Source organism: Pseudomonas retamae (assembly GCF_043496865.1).
GTDB lineage: Bacteria > Pseudomonadota > Gammaproteobacteria > Pseudomonadales > Pseudomonadaceae > Aquipseudomonas > Aquipseudomonas retamae.
Window position 1 is genome coordinate 292,189 of record NZ_JBIEIL010000003.1, and the last position, 25,212, is coordinate 317,400.

Sequence of the window (25,212 nt, forward strand, 5' to 3'; positions counted from 1 at the left end):
CCAACACACAACCAAATGTGGGAGCGAGCCTGCTCGCGAAAGCGGTGTATCAGTCGACACATCTGTGACTGACACGCCCTCTTCGCGAGCAGGCTCGCTCCCACAGGGATATTGCGGTGTGGTTTAGACCGCCATCGGCGCGGTCATTGGCGCATGGTGCTCATAGCCTTCCAGGGAAAAATCGCTCGGTTCGACCAGTTCCAGCCATTCCGGCTGATAAACGCCAGTCTTGGCAAACTCGGGCACGCGGTCGGAGATTTTCAGTTTCGGCATGGCGAACGGCTCACGCTTGAGCTGTTCGTTGAGCATGTCCAGATGGTTTTCGTAGACGTGCGCATCACCGATGAAATAGGTGAACCAGCGCGGCGTGTAGCCGGTCAGGCGCCCGATCAGGCTCAGCAGCGCGGCGCCTTCGGTGAGGTTGAACGGCGTGCCGAGGCCCCTCGTCCCCCCACCTTACTGCACATTACGTTGACTTGTAATGCCTTCCAAGCAACTTGCTATATGTGCATTTTAGCTTTAGCACATTACCAAACGCAAGCCCTAATACTGGATAAACCACCAGTTTTTGAATACCCACTCAAAGCTTCCTTTCTCCTGAAGCCTCCGAAATACGAGGCCTGTAGCCAAGAAATTGACTCATCTTGGCAATGTGCCATCTATAAGGTCGGGGAATCTATATCCCCAGGATAAGCTCCAGCGCTTCCGCAGACGCTAAGGCGCAAAGAGCAGGGAGAATCGATGCGCTTAGATCAGATGCCATACCACTTAATGCCCACCCTGGCCGTCCTTCCGTTCCGGCAATTCCGCATCGGATGGACGTGGCAGCTGCGGGCACTCAAGCTCTTTCCTGACTCCCAGCTGTCCTGGAAGCGTTACTTCTACGATAACGGCAGTGGCCATGCGAGGGCGGCTGTTTTCACCTCCTACGAGGAGGCCATGGAAGCTGCGGACGAATTCAACAGCCGCACCAGTGAACTGGTAGCTCGGGCGGTACCGGATCCTGTGCCTCAGAGCTCGACCACCCTAAAAGTCGAGAAAGCACTGACGGCGGCGCGCCGTATCCAGGGAGAGGAGGAGCTCATGGAGCGCGAGGCGATCAAGCGCAACGCCCATCTACCCCGGCCCTCAGTGCAAGAGTTGAAATTGCACAATACGATGGAAAGCTTGCGACAACCGCTCCACGAGGAGCTTGAGCGTGTGCCTTACCTAGAGATAGTTGCCATACCGAGATTCAACACGTGCCTTCGCCGTGTCGATGACCAGACATGGGAACAGATCGGAGCCCTGTCTCCCAGACGCTCGCAGATCTGTCTGCGCGAAGTGACAGCCAAAGGGTTTGGTCTTTCGGGAGCTGAACACTGGGGACGAACTAAAGCGCAGATACGCGCACTCTTGCTACCCCGAGCCAATCAGCTGCTGCAACTAGCGAGCGTCAAGCAAATGCTCGCTGAGGCAAGGATGCGCGGCCAGAGGGTACTGGTCTGCGCTGGCTTCGTGTTCTGGTATGAGGACGACGGGGTGCCACGGTGGGTGGTGAAAAACACGGGTGGCGAGTCCAGCAGCGAAGAAGGAAACACCTTATGGCACGAGGGAACGATCCTATCCAAGAACCATGGCCGGATCGTCGTGCTTCCCTATATCAAGGAGAACGGGGAAAAGGTTCAAGGGCACACGAAGAATGCACCGCACGACGGAAAGGCGCTGCCTCGGCATCCTGGCCAGTACGTCACCCTCCCTTTTGAGATCCTGGATGGTGACCTCATGATCGGACTGTTTGGTGAACTCCACTACGAGTAACGCACCGACTTATCGGACATAGGCGCACCCCATATCCCAAAACAGCGCATTAAAGCTTTTATTGAGTGGCCAAGTGATATCTTACCAATCTCCACCTGCCGTCCCGCTGGAAGCATGACGTCGGCCAGTGGCAGTGAGCAAAACCGATATGTTCCGCATGTCGACGCTCGCTGATCGCCGGGGCCCTTTACTCGTTATGCAATCAGCGTCACGGCGAAGCCGTTTTTCACAGCATGCAAGGAGTGCAAGATGCAATACGTGGCTTGTTTACGAGTTGGTCAGAATGACGTTAAGGCGCTGATAAATCTGGAAGACCACAGGCGGGACGTCGTAGCTCCGCTGTTGGACATGCGAGGCGACGAGGACAGACACCTACAAACATTCCTGGCGAATTGGACTGAGCATCCTTTTTTTCTGGACGTTTCAAGAGTAGCGAAGGACGTTGCTGAGGCCTTCATTACTACGAATGACCTGCATAATCCTCATGGTGCGTTTGAGAACAAACGTCGATTCTTCTCAGATGTGGCAGGCATCAACCAGAACGTTATACCAGTGGTTTCCTGGGTTGATGATGACCCCCAACGAGCAGTCATCCAAAGTGCACTCGCTCTTCAACGCGATTTCCCACATATAGCTATCAGGGTTACCTGTCCGGAAAACCCGACTGCGACTTCGTGGAACAGATTACTATCAATCCTTGATGCTCTTGAAAGCCCAGACACCGCGACGGTGATTTTGGATTTCGGCGCCACAGCCCCGGCCAATACTGCCTCAGGTTCGGATTTCAATGTATCGCTGCGTCAACTGAATACCTATCAGATACCGAATCTGGTGCTGATGAGCACCTCCTTCCCTATCGATAAGCCGGCCTCAAACACTTCACGTTCCTCCGCCTGTTACGACGTTGCGTGGCAAGCAAGGGTCGATACCAGCGGCATAGCGTCGGATATTGTCTATGGGGATTACGCCGCCACTAATCCAACCGCCTCGATGGAATACATACGAGGCATGCCTGTGCTTCCTTTCGCCTGCTATTACACACCAACAGAATGGTGGCAACGACGCAAAGGTTCGGACAAGGAATTTGTGCGGTACATTGAAATCGCCCAAGAAATCAGAGGGCTGCCGGGTTACCACGGTGATGATTTTTGCTGGGCTACTCGTGAGTACAGCAGAATTGTCGCCACATCTACCGGCTACGGGAACAACGGAACATGGAATGGATACAGGATCAATCAGCATATCTGCGCCATGATCCAGTCCATCGTAGATACTGACGACATCGATGACCTCGATGCCGATGACTTGCTCTAACGGTAACGTTGTTTCAGGCTGACCAATACATGTGACCTGATCACATTCATGGGAAGGGCGTCGCTGAGCTGGCGGCGCACTTCTTTTATGAGGTCGCGACTTTTCGTTGGCACCCCATGCTGGTTCGCGAGTGCATCCAACTCACTACGCCACAAAAACCCCGTAAGGTGGAATTTATCCTGGAGCTTGTTGGGCTTCGCCTTTCGAATCATCGCCATGCCGGAATAGTCATCGACGACGAGTACGCCAACATGCGGCAGACATGACTCAAGAGCCTTTACCAAGTGCTTTGAATGGCAGCATAGCCAGACTTCGTCAAAGCACGCCATATAGGCCCGCTGCTGACCCTCCCAGCGTGTCAAGGTGTCAGCATGGGACTTGATCTCGAAAGCGGTTAGCTTCCCATTAGCATGAACGAGATCGGCGCGTCTGGCCTTATCGATGAAGCACAACTCCTCGATGAAGACGTCACTCTCTTCATGGGGCATCGCTTTCGCGACCCACTGCTTGAGGATTGGGCGGATTTCGGTTGGATTCAACATGCGCGGATTATAGACAGACAGTTGAAGCTTCTCACGCGAAAAAGCATCCGGTCGTCGACGGCCACAAGCCCGTACCTGCATCATGACCATCTTGCCAGAGGCTGGGGATGCGCCCGATAGAAGCTTGGGCCAGTGTTTACTATCCTCACCTGCTCATCCCTGGCCGACCTTACTCCGTGATGCTGCGCACCGCTAGGCATGGAACGCTCGCGCCGAAATTGCTGGACTCATAGGAGCCATTGATTCGAAATTATTTGCCATCATAATGGCACTAGCTGCGGGAAAAGCCCAAAGGTCTGCTTTTGCTCGCTGTAGAAGCCCACTACCTATCCCTCGCTGCCGTTTTTTGCATCTAGGGAATGACATCGAACAAGGACGCTTTATGACTGCAAACCAAGAACTAGCACACGCCCTGCGTATGCGATTCGGCCTTCCACCTACCCAGCCTACAGACTCTCAGCTTGCCAGCATCAAAGCTGCAATCAAGCGGATCAGGGATCTAGGCCGGACAGCCAATCAGACGGATTGGGCTGAAGTGGTTAAGAGCTACTGCCCTGGGTTCGGTGAATGGGTATATAAGGGAGCGGATAACTCAGACCTTAACACGTTGCTCGCGCTGGCACTGGCCGACGCGAGGAGGGGCTAGCCATGGAAGCCAACAACCTGGCGGCGTTCAAAGCCAAGATCGAAAGAATTCTCCATCCGTGGCAATGGAATCCGACTCCAGATCAACTGGCCCGTCTGGCAGCAGATTTTTCTCAAAAGGCCCCTAAAACACAGACACAAGCTTTAATCATCTTTCAACGGCATTTTCCTGCCCACAAATTCTTAGCCCTTGGTGGAGCCGACAATTCGGACTACAACACACTACTAACTTTGGCACTTGCCGATGCCAAGGCAGCCTCAAGATGATCAAAGAGCTAGAGGTAGTTGGGATTCGTGCAAAACTCAGCGAGTTTCGAAGCGATCTAATCACTTCACTACATAGCTTTCTATCTGAAGACAGAACCAACAAGACTAAAAAACGCGATGCTCTTCTAGCCTATCAGAGAAAAGCTACAGCCTACTTCAACAGCGCTGAAACTTTCGTAGGCGATAGCGAACTATTAGGTGCAAGGGAAAGCAAACACTGGGCGCAGGGCTTTGCGGAAGATTGCTTTGCGATACTCGAATCGATACCACAGCACCTAGAGCTTCTTAGAACTGAATTTAAAAACCTCGGACTGAATGATCTTTCCAGCATAGAGCCAACACCAACAGCTTATGCTAACATGCAAAGAATGGTTTGCCTGTACCTTACGCCCGACAGAAAAGAAGCACTTTATAATAAATTTAAAGACAACCAACTCCCGGTATACGGTTTTGAACAGAAGGCAAAAAACTTCATTATGGTAGATAAAATTTTGGCGTTTGTTTTTGGCGCTATTTTCCTAACTGCCATTCTGGTAATCGCACTATTTGTCCCGTCACCGACAGATTTCCAATACAACGTCTTTAGGACTATTCTAGCCTTGGCAGGCGCAGGTATAGGCGCAGTGATCCCAGGCTTTATGGAAGTTCGCTTCCAAAAATGGCTACGAGCTGGCGGTGCTCTAGCTGTTTTTGCAGTGTTGTACTTCTTCAGTCCTGCAAACTTGGTTGTTCAAGCAACTGTTTCTTGACACTGGTTTTTAAACCTCCTGTAAAGCGCATGGGAACATTAGAGATCCGAAATCAAAACACCACAACTACCAGGTCTCCACCCACCACCTAAGGACAGCAGATGATCACGAAGATCAAAATCCAGGGTTATCGGATCTACGGCGACTTCACGCTGCTGCCAAACAAAGATCTCAACATCCTTGTGGGCGGTAATGACGCGGGAAAATCGACCCTGATGGAGGCGATTGGTCTGGCATTAAACGGACGTATCGGTGGCCGCTCCGCTCAGGAGGAGTTGAACCCCTATTGGTTCAACAAAGAGCTCGTTAATCAATTCCTGGAGGACTGCGATTGGGATGATAACCCAGCACTGCCAGAAATCCTGATTGAGCTATTTCTTGAAAATCGACCTGAGCTGCAATTTCTCTGTGGCGCGATCAATAGCGACAGGAAGACAAATGCCTGCCCTGGCATCTCATTCAAGGTCATTCCCAACCCTGAGTATGACGAGGAACTCACCCAATGGCGTATCAACCCCAGCGCGCTGATCCCCGTCGAGTACTACAAGATTGAATGGCGTACCTTTGGGGATGAGGTACTGACTAGGCGCCCCCGGCAGCTCGCCGTTGCGACTATCGATTCCCGTACCGTCCGCTCGACCTCAGGCGTTGACTACCACCTGCGTCAAATCCTAAGTGACCATTTGGAGCCGGTCGAGAAAGCCAAGATCTCCCAGCATTACCGCGAGATCAAAGAGTCCATGACATCTAACTCCCTGGGAGGCGTGAATGATCGCCTCAAGAATATTCGAGCGCCACTGGATAATCAGGTGATGGCCTTGGCCATGGATCAAAGTGCTCAATCCTCCTGGGAAGGGTCGGTCACACCACACGTGGATCATGTGCCGTTCGCCTTGGCTGGCCAGGGACAGCAGGCTTCGATCAAGATTTCGCTGGCCATGCAGCGCTTGTCCGAGCAGACCAGCATCGTGATGATTGAAGAGCCAGAGAATCATCTGTCGCATACGAGCTTGACCACGCTGCTGTCGCGCATCGAGGAGGCTGCAGGTGAGCGTCAACTGTTCATCTCGACCCACAGTGCCTATGTGCTGAATCGCCTCGGCCTGAGCTCCTTGCTCCTCCTGCATCGCGGCAAGGCATCTCACATCGAGGCGCTTGATCCGGACACCGTCGGCTATTTCCAAAAGCTGCCAGGCTTCGACACGTTGCGTATGGTACTGGCTCACAAGCTCGTCCTGGTGGAAGGCCCCTCGGACGAGATCTTGTTTGAGCGCTTCTTCAAAGACCTCTACGGTAAGCACCCGATGGAGCTGGGGATTGATGTGATGAGCATGCACGGACTGACATTGAAGCGCTGCCTGGAACTGTGTACTGCCATTGATCGCCCAGTTGCAGTGCTTCGAGACAACGACGGGGAAGACCCAGAAACCCTTAAGGAAACTGTCAGCGAACTGCTCGAAACAGGAAAGCGCGAACTCTTTATTGGTGCAAAGGAAGCGGGCAGGACATTGGAACCACAATTGAGGGCGTGCAACAGCGAAGAGTCTCTGCGCAATATTCTTGGGGCCACTGATAGGGCCAGCCTTGAGAAATGGATGTCGAGAGAAAAAACGGAAGCAGCACTTCTCATCGCCAAATCCAAGGAGACGGTCGCACCGCCACCATATATGGCTGCGGCTGCGGCGTTCATTCATGGCTAAAAACTACCTGACCCTGGCAGTTGCGGGTGCTCGCAAGACTCAAGGCCTGGTGGAACATTGCAAAGCATTAGCAGCCGATCGCAAAGTTCTGCTCATCACCTTCGCCCAGGCCAATCAGATCGAGTTGCGCGAGCGCGTAAGGCGGTATGCCGGAGACCGATCCGGCTTGGAAGTCTCCGGCTGGTTCAGCTTTTTGCTGCGTCATTTCGTCAAACCCTTCGTCCCATTCGCATTCCCCGGCAAGCGCTGCAGGGGCTTCAATTTCGAAGGTGATCCAGGACGATATGCCAGCGGTGAGAATCGATTTTTCGATTCGTCGGACAGTGTGTATGCGAAGGAATTAGCACGCTTGGCCCACCAACTGATTGGCCAAAGCGGCGGGGCCTTGATTCAACGCCTCGAATGCCTTTACGACGAAATACTCATCGACGAGGTTCAGGATCTTTCAGGTTACGACTGGGACATCCTGGAGGCGCTGTTCGGCACACGCATTGAGATACGGCTCGTCGGGGACGTCCGGCAGGCAGTCTTGTCCACCAATCCTCGTGGTCAAATGAAGAAGGCCTTTGCCTACTCGAAATCCATTGCATGGTTCAAAAAACAGCAGAAAGCAGGCCGCCTGGAAATCAACTACAGCTCTGTCACGTGGAGGTGCTGCCAGACAATAGCTACCTTTTCCGACACCATCTTCGAGGCAATCTGGGAGTTTCCGGAAACGACCTCACAGAATCACTCGATCACACCCCACGACGGCGTTTTCCTCGTGAAGAAGACTCACGTCCGTCAGTACGTTGAGACATTCCAACCCCAGTGCCTGCGCAACAGCATTCGCTCGGGGACGGAGTTAGACCTCAACTACATGAACTTTGGGGTATCCAAAGGGCAAACCTTCAACCGCGTGCTGATTTATCCAACCGAACCTATCGGCAAGTTCATCAGCAAAGGGGAGTATCTCTTGCCCCTATCCGCAGCCGATTTTTATGTAGCGGTCACACGGGCCAAGCAAAGTGTGGCGATTGTCTTGGATAAGCCAGGGGCCTCACAGATCCCCTATTGGCATCCAACTGTCGCCGCTGAGTAATTGCATGGACTTGACCACCCATTTGAATTCGACTTGACTAGCCGTTTGCGTCGGATTTGACCAGCCCGCTGGCCGCCCCTGATCGGCCAAAAGCAGCCGCTCGACGACTTAATGGCGAAATGCTAACTTCAGGCTAATGTTTGGCTGTCTCCTCTGTTTCGGGCGCTCCGTCGAGCGACACTGGCCCAGGTTAGATATGCAAGCAATTGCAATCGACGCATAGCATTTGTCGGCCGGCGTCGCGATCTAGCAACCATAAGGAGGCAGTAATGTCCAGCTGGTATGACATTAAAATTCAAGGATTCGAAGTATTTAGCAACTCTAGTCAGTGTTTCTCGGAGTGGTATTTCCAAAAATCCGATCGTATAACTAGGGAAGGGAATGAAGCTAACATTGGTACTAAGCGGTATTTATATGTGACCGACGCAGCGACGGCCCGTCGTCGACTAGCGCTCCAAGGGTGCGACAGACGTCTCCTAGAATCGGAGTATGAGCGAGCCATTATAGATATTGAGAAAGAATTTGAATTTGCAACAGAATACTACCCGGACGACGTAGCCACTCTTCGCAACGCAATTACCGGAATGACGTTAGACGACTGGTTATCCAAATTAAAAGTCATCGTAAATGAGGAGCTAGATCGACGCGCTCTACATGATAACTATCAGCACACGGATGCGGCAATAAACTATTTGACTAGTGTTGGCAAATGGAACAGCGATAATCGATATACTTCTTTCCCTTGCATTACTCCCGACTGCTACACGCTCGCAGTGTTAGAAGTTACTCCTGACGACGCCGAAGTGATAATGGACTGCACAGACTGCGTCAAGGCAGGATCTATAGCTGCGTTCGATACGTATATCGAGTACCTTCAGCCGCGCACATACCTTTATGAAATTTTTAAAACTTCGATACATGAAATAGAAAACATTGTGCACACGGTCGAAGTAAATAATACACTTGCAAAGCTTCTGTTTGCAGGTGTTATCACCGCGCTTGAAACATATCTATCAGATACAATGAGAAAATTAATATTTAATAATCAAGCAGTAATCCGAAGGTATGTTGAATTTGAAGATTCGTTTCAGAAAAAAATCAAGATTAGTGAGATATACCTGACGCTTGAAAAGCTTGAAAAAGATGTGTCGGCATTGCTCGACAAGACCAGCTTTCACAACATCGAAGAAACATCAAAACTATATCAAAACGTTTTGATTGTAAACTTCCCTAGAGAAGAAACGCTAGAACTAAAGAAAGCTGTTGAGATCCGGCACGATATCGTCCACAGAAATGGCAAAACTTTTAAAGGCGAGTATCGCAATATAACAGAGCAAAACGTTATTGCTCTTATATCGTCGATTGTTTCATTCCTGGAAAAAATTGACGATCAAATCCGAAACAACTTGCTTTTCTACGAAAATGATAATGAAAGCGACTGGAGCCCAAACCCGAGATTCCAAATTATCATGATGTGACTGCTTTGAGCTTCGTAGCAAGCAAGCGCGCTAGCTGCCTACGCAGTAAACGCCACCGCATCCGTTGGACTTGGAGTTGGACTCGGAACATGGGTGTGTGATGCCAACTGGGTATTCAACGCCGCCACCAAGTCGAGTAGAGCCACGAACGGCTGCAATGGGTCGACTTCAGCCGGTCGAAGGCATGCAGTTCGCCGATCACGTCGAATGCAAACGACTGGTCAGTGGTAATGCAAGCGGGCGGCCAAGTGGAATGCAATTCTCCAGCCGCTACACCACAAGATTGATACCCGGCTGCGTAACAGCTGAATCCGTTAGAGCTGGCGTCCTATAGATTAGTGGCGGCCACACGCAGCCTCTAGCAGGGGCGCTCAATACACCAGAGAGACTCTATGCATCCTTGGCACGGGTACACACACCTCGCTGGCCAGGGACAGCATCTCGCGACACCCAACGACATCTACCCTAAAGCCATCATCTGATCGAGGGTGCTTTCGTCGCGAAAACTCATCATCTCGTTGAACAGTTCCTCTGGCAGCACCCGAGACGCCGGAAGATGATCGATGAGGTAAAGCCGGATAGTCTGGGTAAAGTGAGACGTAACCGCTGAGCGAATTCGATCTTCTAGCTCCTCTGCTTTGTACGCGCTGCCATAGTCGAATATGGCAGCTCTCCATCGGCTTTTGAGGAGATGGAAGCTCAGGACATTTCTTGAGGCCTTGGCGCTCGTTCTATGGTGGGAATCTGCCGTGACTCTGTGGAAATAGGCTGAGTCGATGCGGAACATCTCCTTCAATCCCGATCCAGAGTCATCCCAAAACTCTGGGATGACAAAAATAAGCCGCTGTAAGAAATCGACCGATAGCTCGCGGGGAGGGGTTACCGTCACCAGCATATTTCCGATGTGCTCAGGAAAAGCAACGTCACGCTCCTTCCATCGAAAATCGAAGCTGATATGAAATTCCTTCATGTCGGCTGCTTGCGCTTGCTGCAGCTTTTCCGTGACCAGATAGCGAAGGCCGTCGCTTACGGCTACCCCCGCATCTTCGACCATAGCTGAGTAATTCGCATACTCCACTGGATCGAATCGAACGCTGATTGCCTTTTTGACCTTGCTCTCAGACACGTTTACACACCTCAGTACGTTTACTTTTTAAAACAGGTGACAAACCCACGAACAGCGATTATCGTTGCTTCACCCGCCGATGTCGAGCCCACGCCGCAAACGTGTGTTCCACTGGCAGAGCAGCTGAGCCAAGCCCCACGACTGGATCACCCAATCACAAAAAAATGGGCCAAGCCCACATACAGGACTTCACGAATGACGACATTCAACCCCCACGGGATCATCCCGACTCAGCTTCTCCATCCGGTGTCCTCGCCGCAGACACCCAATGACCATCGGCATCACTAAATTCTGTAAAATGGGAAAGTGCGGTTCTGACACGGCCAGTCGTGACGTGAGAATGGAGCCATCAGGTAGTTAAGGATTGCTGGCATGTCACGTTTCAAGGCGCCGCCGCCTCAGGCGATACCGGTCGAGTTCGACCATCACGAAGATTTCAACATAGCTCACCCCACCACAGGCCTGGAATCCTGGGGATTGGTGAAGGTTACCAGCCAGTTGCTACAGCAGCCTGGCGGGGATATCTACCTCAGGGCGGGCAAGCATATCGGGCCCCACAAAGGCTTCGGTGTACGCCACATCTGGCAAGAGCGTGGGCATGACCTTGTAAAGTGGGGCTACCCAACGGTCTATGACGTACCGCGTTTTGTGTCTGACATCATCGTGCATGGAACGAACATCGTTTGTGAGTTCGACTCAATGAAGGGGAACGAGCGACTGATCGTGCTCCGGGGTCGCAAAGGGTGTGCAGTATTAGCAGCTTGGCCTATCGGCGATGACCAGCTCTATTACAGCGTGGTGACGGCTTATCGCAACCGTACGCCGAACGGGAAGGCAGTGGGCGTGATCGAGGGTTTTCAAATCCCAGAAACGCCAAAGGCGCCAGATTTGGCGCCCTTGACTGAAGAAAATATGCGGGATGGTAGTCGCAGCGCTTGCTTAGCTAACCCCTAGGGGTTGGGTCACATGCCAAAAGACCGAAGTCTGATGCCGCTACCACACGGATGGCGTCTCCGTGCAATCCACACTCCAGATCCAATTTCGCCTGATGATCTCGGAGCCCTGCTCTTATTTTTCCCGCACACCCACTATAGCGTCACGACCCGCGTTACACAAGGTGAAATCCCATGATGGGAAGTGAGGATCGGCTATTTTAGATGAAGCGTATGCCAACAAAACCGGGGCAAAAACTACTCCAGTTGAGACAAAAATCGCCTAGCGCTCCCGGCCCACGCAGACTTGGTACGCTAATGATTGTACACATCTGCCCCAATTACCGAAGCTGATGCCTTGCCAGATTTATGGTGCCGGCTTCTCGGGCTGCCAGAAATTACAGCTGAAGTTATTCAAGCCCCCACCGTAGGGACTAGGCCTCACCGCGAATAGCTCTGGCACACCATCCCCATCGCCGCCATCGCGGAAGAACTCCCTCATCGAGAAGAGCGCCTGAGCCTTCAAACGCTCCCACTCTCGGTAGCGACTGTCTTCAAGATCCCTCTCTACCTGTGCCGCGCTGGGTTTGCGCTTGGGCAGCGGCAAGGTGTAACTCGGCTGAAGGGAGAAATCATAGACGAAAGTCACATAGCCGTGCTTCCAGTCCGCAGATGGCGACGCTCGCCAGCGAAACGAGATAGGCACCGATAGCCGCTTGCCGAGATGGAAAGGCGGCCTGATCTGATCATCGATGAAGAACAGCTCCCCCTCTTGGCGCTCAGTTTCGAGCCGGCCCTTCATTTGCTGCACCGCATCAACGAGGTCACTGCCGGCGCGCAGCGCATCTTGCCCAGTCCGTTCGCGCTTAGCATGGGCCTTGGACTTGCTGTACTCAGTGATCCCTTGGTGAAACGCACGAAGCTTGGCGCCCACGTAGGGCCCACAGTCACTGAGCCCGAGGCCCTGAATCGGCCCTATACGCTCTTCATCTAGGCACTTTCGCACTGCTGCCCGAAGCACCGTCTCGTCAACGTCGCTGATTGCAGCTTGCTGATTACTGGGCAAGTTAATGTAGGTCATGACCAAAACTATCCTTGTGAAATGAGCAGGGATTTCTCCCCTTCCAACGCTAAGCTGCTGGCAGGATGACACCATATAGCATGGCCGCAGGCCGGCGAAAGCCCCTTTTCGGGAGGGACGCCAGTAGCTCAGGATCCTCTGCGCAGACAGCGGATGTATGAATATGGCTGCGTACTGCGCCTGTGATGAGGAGCTACCCGCATTACCTATCAGCCGCTAACCGAGGGCCAAACACCGATTCAGATCACTTCGATTTTTTGATGAGATAGCTACTGACCGAGGCGCACAGAGGGATCGACGTATGCGTCCGGCCAAGTCATCTAGCTGGACTACCGTCTAATAAAGTAAGTTGGATGTACGGACGCTCACATTGAACTCCACATTGGAAGACTTGGAATGACTCGAATTATTGAAATCCTGATGTACACCTTAAAACCAGGATCGGGACTGGATTTTCATCAAATAATGCAGAATGTGAGCGTTCCACGTCACTTTGAAGCTGGCATAGATGTCGTTTCTTATGGCTGCTCATTGCATGATTGTGACAGCTATCACCTGATTCGTTCCTATGAAAGCGAGAGCCATCGCCAAGTGTCTCAAGATGCTTTTTACGCAAGTGCTGCCTGGATACACGGCCCGAGAGAAGACATTATCAGTCGGATTGAAATCAGTACAACGACGGTTATGGCGCTCGCTCAAGGCGCAGTTGATGCCATCAGAGCTTCCGCAGATCTATCTAGAGCCGAAGCTCGATCCGCATAGCTGACATCGACAAAGGCAGACCCCGTAGCCCCAAGCGCAGGGGGCAGGAAGATGTGTTGGCCGAACGGTTACGCTAATAATACTCAGCCTTGAGGCAATAACAGCAAAAACCTAAGCAAGGTGTGTTACCCGAAGCTTACGTTGTGTCTGCGTATATTCTGCTTAGCAACTAATTCAACAGGAATTCGTTCTGTTGGGTCATTTGCAAAGCAGTCTTCTCCAAACGCAGTAAAAATTCTTTCCTGGGCTGTCCTCCGCCATATCCGGCGAGTGCACCATTTGTCGCTATGACACGGTGACAGGGCACGACAATAGATAAGCGATTGTGTCCATTTGCATTGCCCACTGCTTGGCTTGCACCTGGCTTACCGATGCCCCTAGCGATGGCTCCGTAGGTTGAAATGGTTCCATAGTCGATTTTTAGAAGCTCTGCCCACACAAGCCTGTCAAAAGAGCTGCCTGGCATATGGAGCGGTACTGAAAACCTTTTTAGTTTTCCATCAAAATAAAGTTTTAGCTGAGCTTCGATCTGCTTGATGTAGAGATGCTCGCCAGGCGCAATTGAATACCCATGACGCCCACGCAGTTCGTTTAATTCAGCGGTTAAGGCCGGTCGGTCAAGAAATTCGAGCAGTACCAAACCTTGTTCCTCTGCCATGGCAATCATTGGGCCCAACGGTGTAGTCAGATGGCGATAAAGCAGTAGCGACGTTTCAGTTGCCTTACCGGGGGGCATTTGAAATGTTTTTTGAAAGCATCTCTAAAGCCACTCAATGACTCGTATCCTAAGTCAAATGCTGTGTTATCCAGCGTTTCGCCCGAAGAAATCCTGCCTAGGGCGACACCGAGCCTTCGAGAACGCATCCATGCATGAAAAGTCATGCCAAAATTTTGTTTGAACCACCTGCGTAAGCGTAACGGATCGATACCACGTGTAGTTAGTTCAGCATCACTCCAGCGAGCGTCAGGTGATGCAGATACAGAGGCCAGTAGCCCCTTGACCCAATCTGGCGCGGAAGCCGCGAGATCCAATGGCTTGCATCGTAAGCAAGGCCGATAACCTGCTGCCATCGCTTCGTTGGCCTGCGAAAAGAACTCTACATTCTCGGGCTTTGGCTTACGTGCACCACATGTAGGGCGGCAAAAAATACCTGTAGTTTTGACAGCAGTGAAAAAAACGCCCTCATAGGCGGTGTCGCTGCATAGCATTGCATTTACCATCTCGCTTCTGGGCGGAAGAGCGTGATTGTAAGATCTCATTAGAGCGTAGCCTCGTCCTCGAATGGGTGTGAAAAATCGCTTTCGAGGGTGCGGAAAACAGCGGCGATTTTCATGCGAATCACAGATTAATAGGGCAAAGATTACTTTTCGCCTAGGTGTTCTTTTGCTGCCATGAGGCTATTCAGGTCGCTGTAGGTATATGCGTCCAATGGATACTCGAAAAGCTTTCCCGTTCGCAAGAAACTCTTGGCTACCGTCTTGTTGGCGCCGTATAAGAATTCAGCAATGCTGGAACCGGCGCTTAGCCGTTTGACGCCTAGACTCGTTAATTCATCCATGCCGGGTTGGCCGTTCCAGGCAAGCAGGTTGACAGGTAGCCACGTTGCCTCGCACAGTGTAGCAATGTCGTTTTTCTCAACCATTCCAGCCGCAAAAATGCCGTCTGCACCTGCTTGCTCGAACAGCGATGCACGGAAGAGGGTCTCTGCCAATTGTCGCGCTGGCTCTACCAAACTTCTCAGATAAACGTCAGTTCGTACGTTCACGAACAGGTCGATTCCATGCTTGTTTGCTACCTTCTTTGCCACTTCGATTTTTCGCAAAATCAGATCGGTGCTACCTGTCCCGTCCTCAATGTTGATTCCAACCGCTCCAGCCCTAACTACGCAGTCAAGGTCGTCGGAATAGCCCCCTTCGACATCGACCGTGAGGGGGACTGTAAGCACTCGAACCATTGACTCAACTGTAGTAGTCAGCAGTTTTAGGGGAAGTTGATTGCCATCTTGGTATCCATTCGCCCAAGCAACGGCGGCGCTGCTGGTTGCGACTGCCTTACTCCCTACGCTCTCGACAATACGTGCGCTGCCAGCATCGCTCACGTTGGCGAGTACCAACAAATTATCTTGGTGAAGGTTGCGGAAAACCGCACTTAGTGGCGTCATTCAGTGGTACCCCGGTGAGAGAAGACAGATGCAGATCGCGGCATCGTAAGCTGACTACACCGACGTCTCCACCGAGAAATCGACAGTGATTTAAGAGCTAGCGAATATAGTTTTGCGGGCTAGGGATGGGTGAATACCTACTCAAAAGCCTGCTGAAAGACGTTGCCGTACACATCCAGTCATCGCAGGGATCGAGTAGATGACTTCTCCGGACGCTTACGGATCGACGCCGAACCTGGCCTGAAGACTGCGCCTTCATCCCGTAGCGGTCGATTTAGGTCGCGACCGGCGAGGATTGGCCTTAGGTCTTATCCGAGCTAGAAGTGAAGCGCATCGTCACTCTCTTCGTCGTCCTCAGGATCGAAATCTTCCAATTCCTCATCCTCCACCACATAACCTATTAGGCCGCTTTGATAGAGGCCAATGTCATACATCCTTGTCTTCAATTCCTCATGGGCGCTGCGAATCGCCAGCACTGTAGCTTCGATATGCAAGGTGCCCTTGAGGTCTCTTTCTAGCTTGTTCGCACGTAGCAAACACCCCAAAGAGCGTACTCCAAGAAGCCACTCGGTACGTGCTGAGCCGGACGTACCTTCGTTCCTGTCAAAGACGAACGTGATTTCGACTTTGTTGACTCTCCGCCGCCCCCGAACCATGTCAGCGCCGGAACCGTCAGGAGGCATATCTGCGAAGTGATACGAACCCTGTACAAACACCAGATCGCCAGGTGTGACCAGAATATCGAGTGTGCCCCGATCTAGGTCATCCGAAATGTTACGGACGCAGGCATGTTCAATGCCTGCCTTCAGCATGTTGCTCATGTACCGATACAGCGAGAGTGACCGAGCCTGACCAACGTATAAGAGACCTTCACTGGAACAGAGGTAACCTTCGTCATCACACACGCCATTCCGTAGGGCGGCTTGGAAACCCTTGAGCTGGGTGATTTCTACTCCGACATGTTCGGCGATTTCGAAAACCCTGAGGTGATTGAAGTACCACCATTGGCAACTCATTAGCTGTGTGGACTTGAATATGGCCAGAGGATCGTCACGACTGACCTTATCCTCCCAGGCTGCCTTCATTGCCTTGAGCCGGTCAGCGGTGAGCGTAAGCTCCAGAGCGTGCGTGGAATGCGCCTCCCCATGATGGATAGAGCAAAGGACTGCGAGGTTGGCCAGAGAGAGATCGCGACTTTCCGCCCATGATTTGATGTGGTGAACGACTACCGGGCGCTCAGCGTCTCGACAGACACAGCAAACCCAGCGGTTGTCATAAAGGGTCTTGATGAGGACATCCAGCGGTATCGGCGGCCTGCCTTTCCCGAGGATTTTGGGCACGAGGGATTCACTGAGCCCCAGTTCGAGCAGTTTCTCCGGACGCTGTAGTTGGAGCTTCGCGAGCGTCCACTTCGCCTCCCTCAGCTTCCTGGCCAACGCACTGTCTACCCCTCGTGCCATAAGGGCCCGCTCAACTGGATTTCTAGTCACGAGCTCGACTCCGTTCTGTGATCAGTAGAGATTAACCGATGACGATATGGGGCGCTGCCGAGCCTATGAGAAAGCGCCATGTAAAATAAGAAAGGTTCTGGGCCGCTAACGCCCACGGAGTTCGCAGGAATGAAAGTAGACTTAAGCGACGCGGTCAAGTGGATGTCCGAACAGCAGCGATCGAAGTCGGGCAGAGAGACCGACACGACTGATGACGATCAGGTTCGTCTTCACCAAGTGCACGACTAGCTGCCTCACCGGGTCAAGATTAAAGTCCCAGGTCTCCCGCAAAACACTGATCACGAATTGAAGCAGGGGCATGCCCATCGATTATCAGCTTATGCTGCAGATGGCGTACGAGATGCCACGCCAGAGGCTCGCGGATCTCCAAGTAACCTTCGAGCTGATGGAAGCTAGAGCGCTGCGTAGTAAGGGCCTCTCGGAGCGCTGTAAAGCCATCAACGCCGATAACCGCTGTGAGCACGGATAGAATTACTCAGCCCCGGACGACGCTCGTAGGCGCTCACAATCGATCGAAGGATTCCAGCAAGATCATGCCCATAGGCTTTGCAGGCAAGAGACCAGAGCTGACCATCAGACAGTAGGGTCATTGGGCTCGCATTATCAATAAATTGGCAAAATAGCCCCAAGCGCGGCCAGAATCCAGATGCACCTGTAAACCAATTTTTTAACGTGTTAACCGCAGGGGTTTACAGTTTAAAAATTTGGTTTACAGACCGAATTTTGTAAGCACCCGGCGAACTCATTTCACCTAAGATGTCTCATTGCAGAATTGATGATCCCGGCTGCATTCGATGTAACCATGCGTTCGCACTATCGCCTAGATAAGGTGCGTCCGCCTGCGGCCGATCGCTGCTGTTCACCAACTGTAGCTTTCGTCGCGGTCAGTCGCGAAGGCGGCCAACAACCCATTGCAGACGTTCAGCAGCGTCATACATTTTGCGACGCGGCTAAAGGCTAGTCAGGAAGGCCTGAGCAGTGTCACGGTCAAATCTTATTGTGGGGCAGCTTGTTAAAACACACGTATAAGAATTTCTGCATGCCGCCATTGGGTGTGCAGTGCTCTTCATACGCATGCTCTAGCACTTCATACTGGCTACCAAATATTGTGACTAAACTTGTAGCGCTGTAGCGCTCGGTTGGTAGCCCGCTGCATTGACTGGGCCCCTCTTCGGCGAACGTGCCGATGATCGCAATTCCGCCTGGCTTGAGGCTTGCGTTCATGACTTGAATGTATTTGGCTCGATCCTCTGACTCCGTCAAGAAATGGAACACCGCTCGGTCATGCCATAGGTCGTATCGATGACGTGGAAGAGAGGCAGAGGTGATGGCCCAATGCGCGAGCACTATCCTTCGGCTTTACCACTCAGAAGCTCGTGCCAACTTTTATCACGAAGAAACTCCGTACAGGTCATAATCTTCGGCTCTATTGATCTGCTATCACCTTTTATTATTTTGTGAAGCTCTGCAATAAACGAACGATAGGCGATTTTTCCATGACATTGAGAAATTTCGATGGGATGCCTTCCATCTTCAGGGAGAAATGTTTTGTTTTTTGGAGGTTTTAGAGAGATGCCGGAAGACTTTCTACCCTCTAACTTTTTCTTCATTCTTTCACAATCATACAAGTTTCTTTTGATAACTTCCCTAGCTGAATGTATTTTTGCGGTAAGTTCATCGCGCTTTATTGCCAAAGCATTGCTTAGTGCATCTTGGATCTGCTGTGGATTGGCGAGCTTGGCTAGGCTCTCCTCAAGGTGATGCGAATTCAGAAATGAGTGCTCTATATCATTTAGAGGGGTAAACATTTCAAAGGTTTTCTCGCATCCATCCAGTTTAAAGCGCGCAGATGCCAGTGCAAGCTCAAATGACATTTCTTCGGTAGTTCTAAAGTCTCGATCTCTGTGTATAACAATTCTCGCGTCAGGTCTAAGTTCACTTAGCAATACGGAAAGCTGTCGCGCACCGGATAAGTTTCCGCAGCCATGATAGGACAAACACGCAAAACTCCCCTCGTAGTTGGCTTTAACAAAAACCTTTATAAAGTCCGCTTCTTTGTCTTCAGTCAAAACTATAAGTTTGTTTTTTGGGTCAAATACTTGTGCACCAAGTGCAAGGGCTCCGAGCTCCATCAGTATGGGGATCGCAGGGAGTTGGCCGTCTGGGACTGATACTTCTTTACCGGAATCTAACCAAATTACTTTGACATCATGGTCATCCATCATTAACTGGAGTAGTTGAGGTGAATGTGTTGCCAATACGACTCTTGTAGTCGTATTCGTAGTAAGCGCCTTCAGTGCACGATGTAAACGAGTTTGACTGTCTGCATGTAAATGCGCGTCAGGCTCATCAAGTAGAAGGAGTGGTGGTGCATAGAAGCACGCGTACGCAAGAATTTGAATTACTTGCAACATTCCGGTTGACGAGGAGTCGAGTGTGAATTCCAAACCTCTATACTCCACACTTACATCAATATAGCGATCCTTGGCGCTGTTGTGCTTAATGTATACATAAGCACCAGGGTAGCAGTCATTTAAAAAAGTACAAAAGGCACGCCATGAAGATGATTCAGGTAGGTCTTCAATTTCCAAGGCGCCCCTACACCACTCTGAAACTGTATCAGCAGGTAAATCTTTATGTAGAAGGTGGTCTAGAAGAGTTCGCAAATATAGATTTGCGTCACCGTGCATAGCTGCGGCATCAAGTGCACCTCTAGTTTTCCATTCCTCCTTTAGGGGAATGCCTGAAAGCCCAGGAGTGAAAATGGAAAATGGTAAATCCCTGTCTCCAATGGTGGGCATTAGTTTGTCATCTCCCTCGTATTTTAAGGCGAGGTTTGCATTTTTTCCTCTCGTTACAGCAACTGATAGAGAAAGCGTTTCGGCTTCTTCGTTTTGTTTAGAAAGTGTGCACTCGAACCCAAGCTTGAAACCTTTGGTTTGGCTAGCAGCATCTCCATGCCTTAAGCTCAAAAGCTTTTCGGTAGGACGATAAAAAACCTCGTCCAATGCTAATGTTTTTAGCTTTCTAATAGTTCGACCTGTATTCTCAATATAAGCAGATTGCATTAGTGACGTGCAGAGCTGTGCTGCCTGAAGAATACTACTTTTTCCACTGGTATTGCCCCCTACTAACACAGTGATAGGTTTAAGAACTATTTCCTGATTTTCAATTTTTTTAAAATTTTGGATGTATATTTTATCAACGCGAACTCCAGTCATTTCTCTATCCCCTCAGGCTTTGATATCACTACAATATCACAGCGTCGTGGCGTTGAGTTACAGGGGGTAATTGATCACAAGGCTCCATGGTTCAGCGTATTAGAGGGATAGGCTAGTACTTCTTTCATACCCTAGCAAAGAAGCGTGATTTATCGATTTTCCGAGCTATGCCTTCACTAATGCTTGAAGGCCATCATCGGCGCCACCGTCCGCTATTGGCCGATTCTGTTGAAAAAGTCGGCTTCGAATTCCGCGCCAGAAAAGTACGCGCCTGAGATTGAAATCTGAATTTTTGGCAGAAGGCTCAGGACTCGGATTTCGCATAGCCGCGTGCAACTGAGGTGTTTTCATCCCTAAATATTCGAGTGTTTCGGGAAAGCCGACTTTTTCAACACAATCGGCCGATCTCTGCCGGTCATGTCTACGAATTATGCTGGTCAAGCCCGATGCAAATGACTGGTCAGGTCGAATGCAAATGGGTGGACAAGTCTGTGCAATTACCCATCGACTTCAACCCTTCAGCGATTGTGCCGAACAGCCATGATCTGCACGCATGCGGTCTAGACACACTCATTGTCCTGGCTTGGCTGTTGGTTGAAGTCATAGTGGTGCGCATCGTAGCGGCCCTGATCCACGCCTGGGGCTACCAGCGCTCTTTCAAGCCTCGTTCTAGGAACTAAGCCTCCCAACCCACTGACCGTTGGCACGCATGGACAGGGCCACCTCCTAGCACGGCCCATTAGCTCAGACGCAACGCTTACCATCGAATTGAAGATCTGCTCGCAGCTACCTATCACTCAGCACTGATCGTGCAAAGTGGGAAAGATTGGAAGCCCCGTCTCCATTCCTGCGCAACAGGTAACCCTTGATACCAACATGGCCAGGCCCATCCCGATCACACCTTTCTGAGTCGCCAATCATGACGATCCGCCTCTGACCGCTGAGCTCATTTTCTGGCCGGACATTAAGCAGATCGCAGGTGTGCTGGTAGATGGCGGCTTGCGGTTTCATAACACCAATGCGATAGCTGAAACCATAGGCCCCAAGGTGCGGGAAAATCCTTTCCACTACGGGGCCGTAGGCCATTGCCAGATTTGAACATACGGCCAGTCTCACCCCCGCAGCTTGCAGTAGCCCAACGGCCTCAACCGCGTCTGGATAAGGCTGAATGCTTGCCAGCTCTTCCTCCAAGCATTGATCAAGAAATGCGAGTTGGGAGGGCGAGATCTTGATACCAAAGGCCAGCGCAGCCTCGCTTAGAGAAAGGCAACGGGTCATGATCGTTCGAATGTCATCAGCGCGAGGCAAGCGGCCTTGGCGTCGCCCCTCTCGAAGCAACTGTCGAAACGGATGTGTCGGCTGCTGTATCTCGACCAGCGTTCCGAAGGCGTCAAAGATAACGGCATTGGTCTTCATCTGAGTTTCCTTCGCTGTTCAGCGTCCGCAAGACAGCCAGCCACTCTAACGAGAATCAAGTTCAACAACCAAAAAACCAAGCTACCGAAGAGTAACGCCAAATTTTGAAAATTCATCCACCAGCGTTTTTCGACCCAGCATTTTCGGAAGCTTGAAGACGTTCCTGTACCCATACCACAAAAACATAGGAATAATGACAAGCCCAACTCCAAAGGTTGCCGTTGCAGCAATAATCCCAGCTGGAACCGCTGCTAGCGAAATAACCACACCCTTTACCAAAGTCGACCTTGCAATAATTCGCAGATCATCCAAGTCGCACTCAACTTTCCCACCAGCCTTCTCAAAAGCGACAACAATTATCGATTTCTTTGAGGCATGCTTATAGTACCAAGTTCGCGGAACATCAGTCGCCAAAGCACCATGCTTCGCCAGGTACTTCAGCATCACAACCTCTTTGAAATAGAGAGTAGCGCCGTGCTCATCTTCATATCTAACACGTCGATAGAGAGCGTCTAGATCACCGCTCGCTTGAGCATCATAGTTCTTAACAGTCAATGTCAATTTCTTTAACTCGGACATGCTTCTTCCCTTAAACACACATTAACTATTAATGGAGTAGATGACGGTGGGGCCTAATGAAGCAGGCTGAGACAGCGGCCTCGACGACGCGGGGGCACTCAAGCGGCGGCAGGCAATCGGCTGACCATGACGTAATGATCGTTGCCTGACACTGTCCGCAATAACGCCATGCCTTCAACCTCCGCTATCACCTCACTAGGTGGTGTGACAATTGTCATCCCATCAACCAGTTGCCCTGAAAGATCGCCATACACATACGCAACGAAACGATCGCCAACTTCAGCTGCATCTACCAGGTACGCGTCCACTAGTGCACCCCAATCATGGGCCTGCGCGATCGCCAACTTAGCTGACACCAGACTGGGCAGTCGTATTACGCCCTCAACCACCCAGTCCTGGGAATTCAGACAACTCATGGATTCTCCATCACGTTCGAATTTGAAACCTACTCACTTACTGAAAAAGCTAAACGACGGCAGCCCAATCAGTCTTCATACACTGACAACTAGGTCTGGCCGAAAGCCAGTTTCTTCGGTGGGATAACCACGAGGATTACTCACAAACCGGACGCCATTAACAACCTCATCCACTGCTTCGTGGGTATGGCCAAAGATCCATAGATCGATCTTGAAATCCATCAGGCCATCCCAATTGTTTCCATAGGCTGCTCGCAAGTGAGGATCGGCTCCTTGGTCACTCACGAACTTCATAAGAGGCGGATGGTGAGTCACAACTACACGCTTACCGTTGAATGGCAGCGACAGCTGAGCCTCTAACCACTCCTTCGTCTCTCGATTTCTCGCGATCAGGTCGTCAGGGCGCAAACGCCGATACTGTTCACCGACACGGATAGCGCGAAAGTCATTCAGTGAGTCACGAGCACACCAAGAAGCAGCTAATGGGTCTCCGGTCGCGGCCAGGCTTGTCCAAGCCGTAGCACAGAGAAACTGCACATCACCGTACTCTAAAACCTGATTTTCCAAGACGTGGACGTGCGCCTCAGCAGCGTCAAGCAGCTTGCTGTGAGTTCGATCTATATTCCCGTTGTAGTGCTCATGATTGCCCATGGCGTAGACGACAGGCGTGCTGAAGGCCTGGCTGGCCCATCTGGCCCCCCTGGACTTCACATGGATGTCGCCGGCTAATACGACCACGTCACAGTCCACCACAGGGGGGACGAAATCGGCGAACTCACAATGTAAATCAGACAGTATGTGAAGCTTCATCCCTAGCCTGCTGACGTCGACTTTCTAATAAATTGATCACTCCCTGGCCGGTCGCCCGGACGCGGCGAGGCTGTCATCTGTAGGCCCACGATAAACGATAAGCGCCATTATTGCCATCTTTCGATATTTATCGACGCATGGCGCTGTGGCCCTATTCTTCGTTTTGAGCGCTCAGCATGCAGAACGAGATAGCAGCAATAGTCCGAGCTCTGCGCGACCTTAGAGGATCGGCCCAGGAGGAGCTCGCCGAGATCAGTTCCCAAGCCAATCTGTCGCGATTGGAGCAAGGGAAAACGCAGGTCTCTTTGGTCAAGCTGAGCAAGATCGCGCTGACCCTAGATTTCGACCTCGTGGCTCTGGTCGCACTGTGTCAGGCCCTCCAAGATGGGTCATCACCTATCGATGTCATGGCGAAGGCTTCGCAGGATTTGGAGGGCTTCATAGCCCTGGGAGGCTTGCAGGGCCTGAAGAAGCACTGGGACGCTGGTGAAGGGCTGGTAAAGCGCACGCGAGGCAAACCCAGCAGCCCAGATCGAATCCGAGCTGTGCTAGAGCTCAAGGCCAGTGGCATGTCGAAGGCGGAGGTGAGCCGGGTGCTTGCTATACCTGAAGCGAGTGTCAGGCGTTATTGGCTCAAAGATCTGCCTGGATAACCCCTCAGAAGTCACGAATAGGATCTCACAGGTCTATAGCGAACGTTTCGATTCGGTAGAATGTTATCCACGAAATGTTCCATCGGAGTTGTTAATGCAGCTAACCGAGGTAATCCGGGGTTTATCGCCGCGAAAGCCCGGCAAACTCATCGACGAGGGCAGGTTGAGAAAGGTGCACCAGCTCAAGGCTGAAGGTCTCAGCCAGAAGCAGATCACCGAAAAATTTGGGTTTTCTAAACAGGCAGCGCACGACCTGTGGCACCGTAAATTGGACGTGTGGGACTCCTCACCACCGGTCGAACAAGGAGTTTCTGCATGGTGAGTAAAGCGGTATGAAATTGAGTAAGTCCCATGTCGGCTGGTGGGCAAGCATCGTGGCGGGAATCGTTTTTCTCATTCCGCACCTCAGAGACATATCAACCATACTAGGGCCACTGGCACCCTACATGGTTCAGCCGAGCACACCCGATGGTCTGAACCCAAAACTGCTGGGCTTGTGGTATGAAAAATACCAATACCCTCAACGCAATGGAGTTGTTGGCTTTGAGGGCACTACAGAGTTCTTTCGTAACAGGACATACCGAATCAATGGCCTTCTGAAGAGCACTACTTTTTTTCCTGTCCCGCTCTCTCCCTACACCACGATCTATAACTTCGATGGCAATGGAGAGTGGCAAGCCTCCGACGATGAGCTGGTCATCAAACTGCTGAGCGTAAGAATGCGTGTAGCCTCCAGATTGCTGGCTGGCATGACCCTCAAAATCCCTGACACCTCGCACCCTCCAAGCGCTGAGGAAACCGAGTTGGAGCATGGTCTCCTCATGGCTCAGTCCCAGCGATACGACATCCGCAGTACGAAAAAGAACGAAGTCGTACTGGAGACCAATGGCCTGTTCGCTGACAGTTATCGAATCAACATGACTCGCACCAAACAGATGTACATGAGATAGCTCAAGTGCCCGGCTCA

The 25,212-nt window shown here is 51.5% G+C and carries 22 protein-coding genes and 2 pseudogenes; 12 read left to right on the forward strand and 12 right to left on the reverse strand.

All coding sequences use genetic code 11. From position 1 onward, the window contains the following. Positions 1 to 123: 123 nt before the first annotated feature. Positions 124 to 441, reverse strand: a pseudogene (locus ACGSLL_RS06480) (thymidylate synthase); the annotation flags it as partial. 300 nt (positions 442 to 741) lie between these two features. Between ACGSLL_RS06480 and ACGSLL_RS06485 the strand changes: the two are divergent. Beyond that, entirely contained in the window at positions 742 to 1,800 is a 1,059-nt protein-coding gene (locus tag ACGSLL_RS06485) for a hypothetical protein (protein ID WP_394504224.1), read from the forward strand. Positions 1,801 to 2,049: 249 nt separating this feature from the next. Continuing rightward, positions 2,050 to 3,114: a beta family protein gene (locus ACGSLL_RS06490; RefSeq protein ID WP_305386853.1), complete on the forward strand. Its 1,065-nt coding sequence runs from the start codon at positions 2,050 to 2,052 to the stop codon at positions 3,112 to 3,114. On the opposite strand, the gene ACGSLL_RS06495 is transcribed toward ACGSLL_RS06490, so the two are convergent. After that, entirely contained in the window at positions 3,111 to 3,740 is a 630-nt protein-coding gene (locus ACGSLL_RS06495) for a sce7726 family protein (RefSeq protein ID WP_305386852.1), read from the reverse strand. The two genes, ACGSLL_RS06490 and ACGSLL_RS06495, sit on opposite strands and share 4 nt — an antisense overlap. A gap of 564 nt (positions 3,741 to 4,304) precedes the next feature. Between ACGSLL_RS06495 and ACGSLL_RS06500 the strand changes: the two genes are divergently transcribed. From ACGSLL_RS06500 to ACGSLL_RS06520, 5 genes are all read left to right on the forward strand, one after another. Further along, on the forward strand, positions 4,305 to 4,568 hold the full coding sequence (locus tag ACGSLL_RS06500) for a hypothetical protein (protein WP_305386850.1): 264 nt from the start codon (positions 4,305 to 4,307) through the stop codon (positions 4,566 to 4,568). After that, positions 4,565 to 5,317, forward strand: a complete 753-nt coding sequence (locus tag ACGSLL_RS06505; RefSeq protein WP_394504227.1) for a hypothetical protein — start codon at positions 4,565 to 4,567, stop codon at positions 5,315 to 5,317. Before ACGSLL_RS06500 ends, ACGSLL_RS06505 begins: the two co-directional genes overlap by 4 nt. A gap of 101 nt (positions 5,318 to 5,418) precedes the next feature. Further along, on the forward strand, positions 5,419 to 7,017 hold the full coding sequence (locus ACGSLL_RS06510) for an ATP-dependent nuclease (protein ID WP_394504229.1): 1,599 nt from the start codon (positions 5,419 to 5,421) through the stop codon (positions 7,015 to 7,017). Further along, the gene (locus tag ACGSLL_RS06515) at positions 7,010 to 8,098 is read left to right on the forward strand and encodes a UvrD-helicase domain-containing protein (protein ID WP_394504231.1); all 1,089 of its coding nucleotides are present in this window, start codon (positions 7,010 to 7,012) and stop codon (positions 8,096 to 8,098) included. Before ACGSLL_RS06510 ends, ACGSLL_RS06515 begins: the two co-directional genes overlap by 8 nt. A 269-nt stretch (positions 8,099 to 8,367) precedes the next feature. After that, the gene (locus ACGSLL_RS06520) at positions 8,368 to 9,576 is read left to right on the forward strand and encodes a HEPN/Toprim-associated domain-containing protein (protein WP_394504233.1); all 1,209 of its coding nucleotides are present in this window, start codon (positions 8,368 to 8,370) and stop codon (positions 9,574 to 9,576) included. A 460-nt stretch (positions 9,577 to 10,036) separates the two neighbouring features. On the opposite strand, the gene ACGSLL_RS06525 is transcribed toward ACGSLL_RS06520, so the two are convergent. Beyond that, the gene (locus ACGSLL_RS06525; RefSeq protein WP_394504235.1) at positions 10,037 to 10,702 is read right to left on the reverse strand and encodes a hypothetical protein; all 666 of its coding nucleotides are present in this window, start codon (positions 10,700 to 10,702) and stop codon (positions 10,037 to 10,039) included. 372 nt (positions 10,703 to 11,074) lie between these two features. Here ACGSLL_RS06525 and ACGSLL_RS06530 point away from each other — a divergent pair, with 372 nt between their 5' ends. Further along, positions 11,075 to 11,656: a hypothetical protein gene (locus ACGSLL_RS06530; RefSeq protein WP_394504237.1), complete on the forward strand. Its 582-nt coding sequence runs from the start codon at positions 11,075 to 11,077 to the stop codon at positions 11,654 to 11,656. Between the two features lie 345 nt (positions 11,657 to 12,001). Here ACGSLL_RS06530 and ACGSLL_RS06535 read toward each other — a convergent pair whose 3' ends face one another. After that, complete coding sequence (locus ACGSLL_RS06535) at positions 12,002 to 12,715, reverse strand: hypothetical protein (protein WP_394504239.1); 714 nt, start codon at positions 12,713 to 12,715, stop codon at positions 12,002 to 12,004. Between the two features lie 396 nt (positions 12,716 to 13,111). Here ACGSLL_RS06535 and ACGSLL_RS06540 point away from each other — a divergent pair, with 396 nt between their 5' ends. Then, positions 13,112 to 13,477: an NIPSNAP family protein gene (locus ACGSLL_RS06540; RefSeq protein WP_394504241.1), complete on the forward strand. Its 366-nt coding sequence runs from the start codon at positions 13,112 to 13,114 to the stop codon at positions 13,475 to 13,477. Positions 13,478 to 13,646: 169 nt separating this feature from the next. On the opposite strand, the pseudogene ACGSLL_RS06545 reads toward ACGSLL_RS06540, so the two are convergent. The 8 genes and pseudogenes from ACGSLL_RS06545 to ACGSLL_RS06580 form a co-directional block, all read right to left on the reverse strand. Continuing rightward, positions 13,647 to 14,737 (reverse strand): annotated as a pseudogene (locus tag ACGSLL_RS06545) (bifunctional transcriptional activator/DNA repair enzyme AdaA). A 101-nt stretch (positions 14,738 to 14,838) separates the two neighbouring features. After that, complete coding sequence (locus tag ACGSLL_RS06550; RefSeq protein ID WP_394504243.1) at positions 14,839 to 15,639, reverse strand: isocitrate lyase/PEP mutase family protein; 801 nt, start codon at positions 15,637 to 15,639, stop codon at positions 14,839 to 14,841. Positions 15,640 to 15,956: 317 nt separating this feature from the next. Then, entirely contained in the window at positions 15,957 to 17,129 is a 1,173-nt protein-coding gene (locus ACGSLL_RS06555; protein WP_394504245.1) for a hypothetical protein, read from the reverse strand. A 1,367-nt stretch (positions 17,130 to 18,496) separates the two neighbouring features. Further along, positions 18,497 to 20,371: an AAA family ATPase gene (locus ACGSLL_RS06560; RefSeq protein WP_394504247.1), complete on the reverse strand. Its 1,875-nt coding sequence runs from the start codon at positions 20,369 to 20,371 to the stop codon at positions 18,497 to 18,499. Positions 20,372 to 21,157: 786 nt separating this feature from the next. Then, positions 21,158 to 21,787 carry an HAD family hydrolase gene (locus tag ACGSLL_RS06565; RefSeq protein ID WP_394504250.1) on the reverse strand — a complete coding sequence of 210 codons (630 nt, stop codon included), beginning with the start codon at positions 21,785 to 21,787 and terminating at the stop codon, positions 21,158 to 21,160. Positions 21,788 to 21,868: 81 nt separating this feature from the next. After that, positions 21,869 to 22,366 carry a hypothetical protein gene (locus ACGSLL_RS06570; protein ID WP_175385222.1) on the reverse strand — a complete coding sequence of 166 codons (498 nt, stop codon included), beginning with the start codon at positions 22,364 to 22,366 and terminating at the stop codon, positions 21,869 to 21,871. 98 nt (positions 22,367 to 22,464) lie between these two features. After that, the gene (locus ACGSLL_RS06575; protein ID WP_394504252.1) at positions 22,465 to 22,782 is read right to left on the reverse strand and encodes a hypothetical protein; all 318 of its coding nucleotides are present in this window, start codon (positions 22,780 to 22,782) and stop codon (positions 22,465 to 22,467) included. A 75-nt stretch (positions 22,783 to 22,857) separates the two neighbouring features. Beyond that, the gene (locus ACGSLL_RS06580) at positions 22,858 to 23,592 is read right to left on the reverse strand and encodes a metallophosphoesterase (RefSeq protein ID WP_394504254.1); all 735 of its coding nucleotides are present in this window, start codon (positions 23,590 to 23,592) and stop codon (positions 22,858 to 22,860) included. A gap of 176 nt (positions 23,593 to 23,768) precedes the next feature. Here ACGSLL_RS06580 and ACGSLL_RS06585 point away from each other — a divergent pair, with 176 nt between their 5' ends. From ACGSLL_RS06585 to ACGSLL_RS06595, 3 genes are all read left to right on the forward strand, one after another. Beyond that, positions 23,769 to 24,245: a helix-turn-helix domain-containing protein gene (locus ACGSLL_RS06585; protein WP_394504257.1), complete on the forward strand. Its 477-nt coding sequence runs from the start codon at positions 23,769 to 23,771 to the stop codon at positions 24,243 to 24,245. Between the two features lie 94 nt (positions 24,246 to 24,339). Next, a complete protein-coding gene (locus ACGSLL_RS06590) occupies positions 24,340 to 24,567 on the forward strand; it encodes a hypothetical protein (protein WP_394504259.1) in 228 nt (75 codons plus the stop codon). A 10-nt stretch (positions 24,568 to 24,577) separates the two neighbouring features. Further along, complete coding sequence (locus tag ACGSLL_RS06595) at positions 24,578 to 25,195, forward strand: hypothetical protein (protein ID WP_394504261.1); 618 nt, start codon at positions 24,578 to 24,580, stop codon at positions 25,193 to 25,195. Positions 25,196 to 25,212 lie beyond the last annotated feature (17 nt).

Excerpts from the sequence above, each read along its gene's own strand:
- ACGSLL_RS06500 (WP_305386850.1), top strand. The coding sequence starts at position 4,305 with ATGGAAGCCAACAACCTGGCGGCGTTCAAAGCCAAGATCGAAAGAATT.
- ACGSLL_RS06540 (WP_394504241.1), top strand. The coding sequence starts at position 13,112 with ATGACTCGAATTATTGAAATCCTGATGTACACCTTAAAACCAGGATCG.
- ACGSLL_RS06520 (WP_394504233.1), top strand. The coding sequence starts at position 8,368 with ATGTCCAGCTGGTATGACATTAAAATTCAAGGATTCGAAGTATTTAGC.
- ACGSLL_RS06560 (WP_394504247.1), bottom strand. The coding sequence starts at position 20,371 with ATGACTGGAGTTCGCGTTGATAAAATATACATCCAAAATTTTAAAAAA.
- ACGSLL_RS06590 (WP_394504259.1), top strand. The coding sequence starts at position 24,340 with ATGCAGCTAACCGAGGTAATCCGGGGTTTATCGCCGCGAAAGCCCGGC.
- ACGSLL_RS06570 (WP_175385222.1), bottom strand. The coding sequence starts at position 22,366 with ATGTCCGAGTTAAAGAAATTGACATTGACTGTTAAGAACTATGATGCT.
- ACGSLL_RS06485 (WP_394504224.1), top strand. The coding sequence starts at position 742 with ATGCGCTTAGATCAGATGCCATACCACTTAATGCCCACCCTGGCCGTC.
- ACGSLL_RS06575 (WP_394504252.1), bottom strand. The coding sequence starts at position 22,782 with ATGAGTTGTCTGAATTCCCAGGACTGGGTGGTTGAGGGCGTAATACGA.
- ACGSLL_RS06585 (WP_394504257.1), top strand. The coding sequence starts at position 23,769 with ATGCAGAACGAGATAGCAGCAATAGTCCGAGCTCTGCGCGACCTTAGA.
- ACGSLL_RS06580 (WP_394504254.1), bottom strand. The coding sequence starts at position 23,592 with ATGAAGCTTCACATACTGTCTGATTTACATTGTGAGTTCGCCGATTTC.
- ACGSLL_RS06490 (WP_305386853.1), top strand. The coding sequence starts at position 2,050 with ATGCAATACGTGGCTTGTTTACGAGTTGGTCAGAATGACGTTAAGGCG.
- ACGSLL_RS06565 (WP_394504250.1), bottom strand. The coding sequence starts at position 21,787 with ATGAAGACCAATGCCGTTATCTTTGACGCCTTCGGAACGCTGGTCGAG.
- ACGSLL_RS06495 (WP_305386852.1), bottom strand. The coding sequence starts at position 3,740 with ATGATGCAGGTACGGGCTTGTGGCCGTCGACGACCGGATGCTTTTTCG.
- ACGSLL_RS06595 (WP_394504261.1), top strand. The coding sequence starts at position 24,578 with ATGAAATTGAGTAAGTCCCATGTCGGCTGGTGGGCAAGCATCGTGGCG.
- ACGSLL_RS06535 (WP_394504239.1), bottom strand. The coding sequence starts at position 12,715 with ATGACCTACATTAACTTGCCCAGTAATCAGCAAGCTGCAATCAGCGAC.
- ACGSLL_RS06510 (WP_394504229.1), top strand. The coding sequence starts at position 5,419 with ATGATCACGAAGATCAAAATCCAGGGTTATCGGATCTACGGCGACTTC.
- ACGSLL_RS06530 (WP_394504237.1), top strand. The coding sequence starts at position 11,075 with ATGTCACGTTTCAAGGCGCCGCCGCCTCAGGCGATACCGGTCGAGTTC.
- ACGSLL_RS06550 (WP_394504243.1), bottom strand. The coding sequence starts at position 15,639 with ATGACGCCACTAAGTGCGGTTTTCCGCAACCTTCACCAAGATAATTTG.
- ACGSLL_RS06505 (WP_394504227.1), top strand. The coding sequence starts at position 4,565 with ATGATCAAAGAGCTAGAGGTAGTTGGGATTCGTGCAAAACTCAGCGAG.
- ACGSLL_RS06515 (WP_394504231.1), top strand. The coding sequence starts at position 7,010 with ATGGCTAAAAACTACCTGACCCTGGCAGTTGCGGGTGCTCGCAAGACT.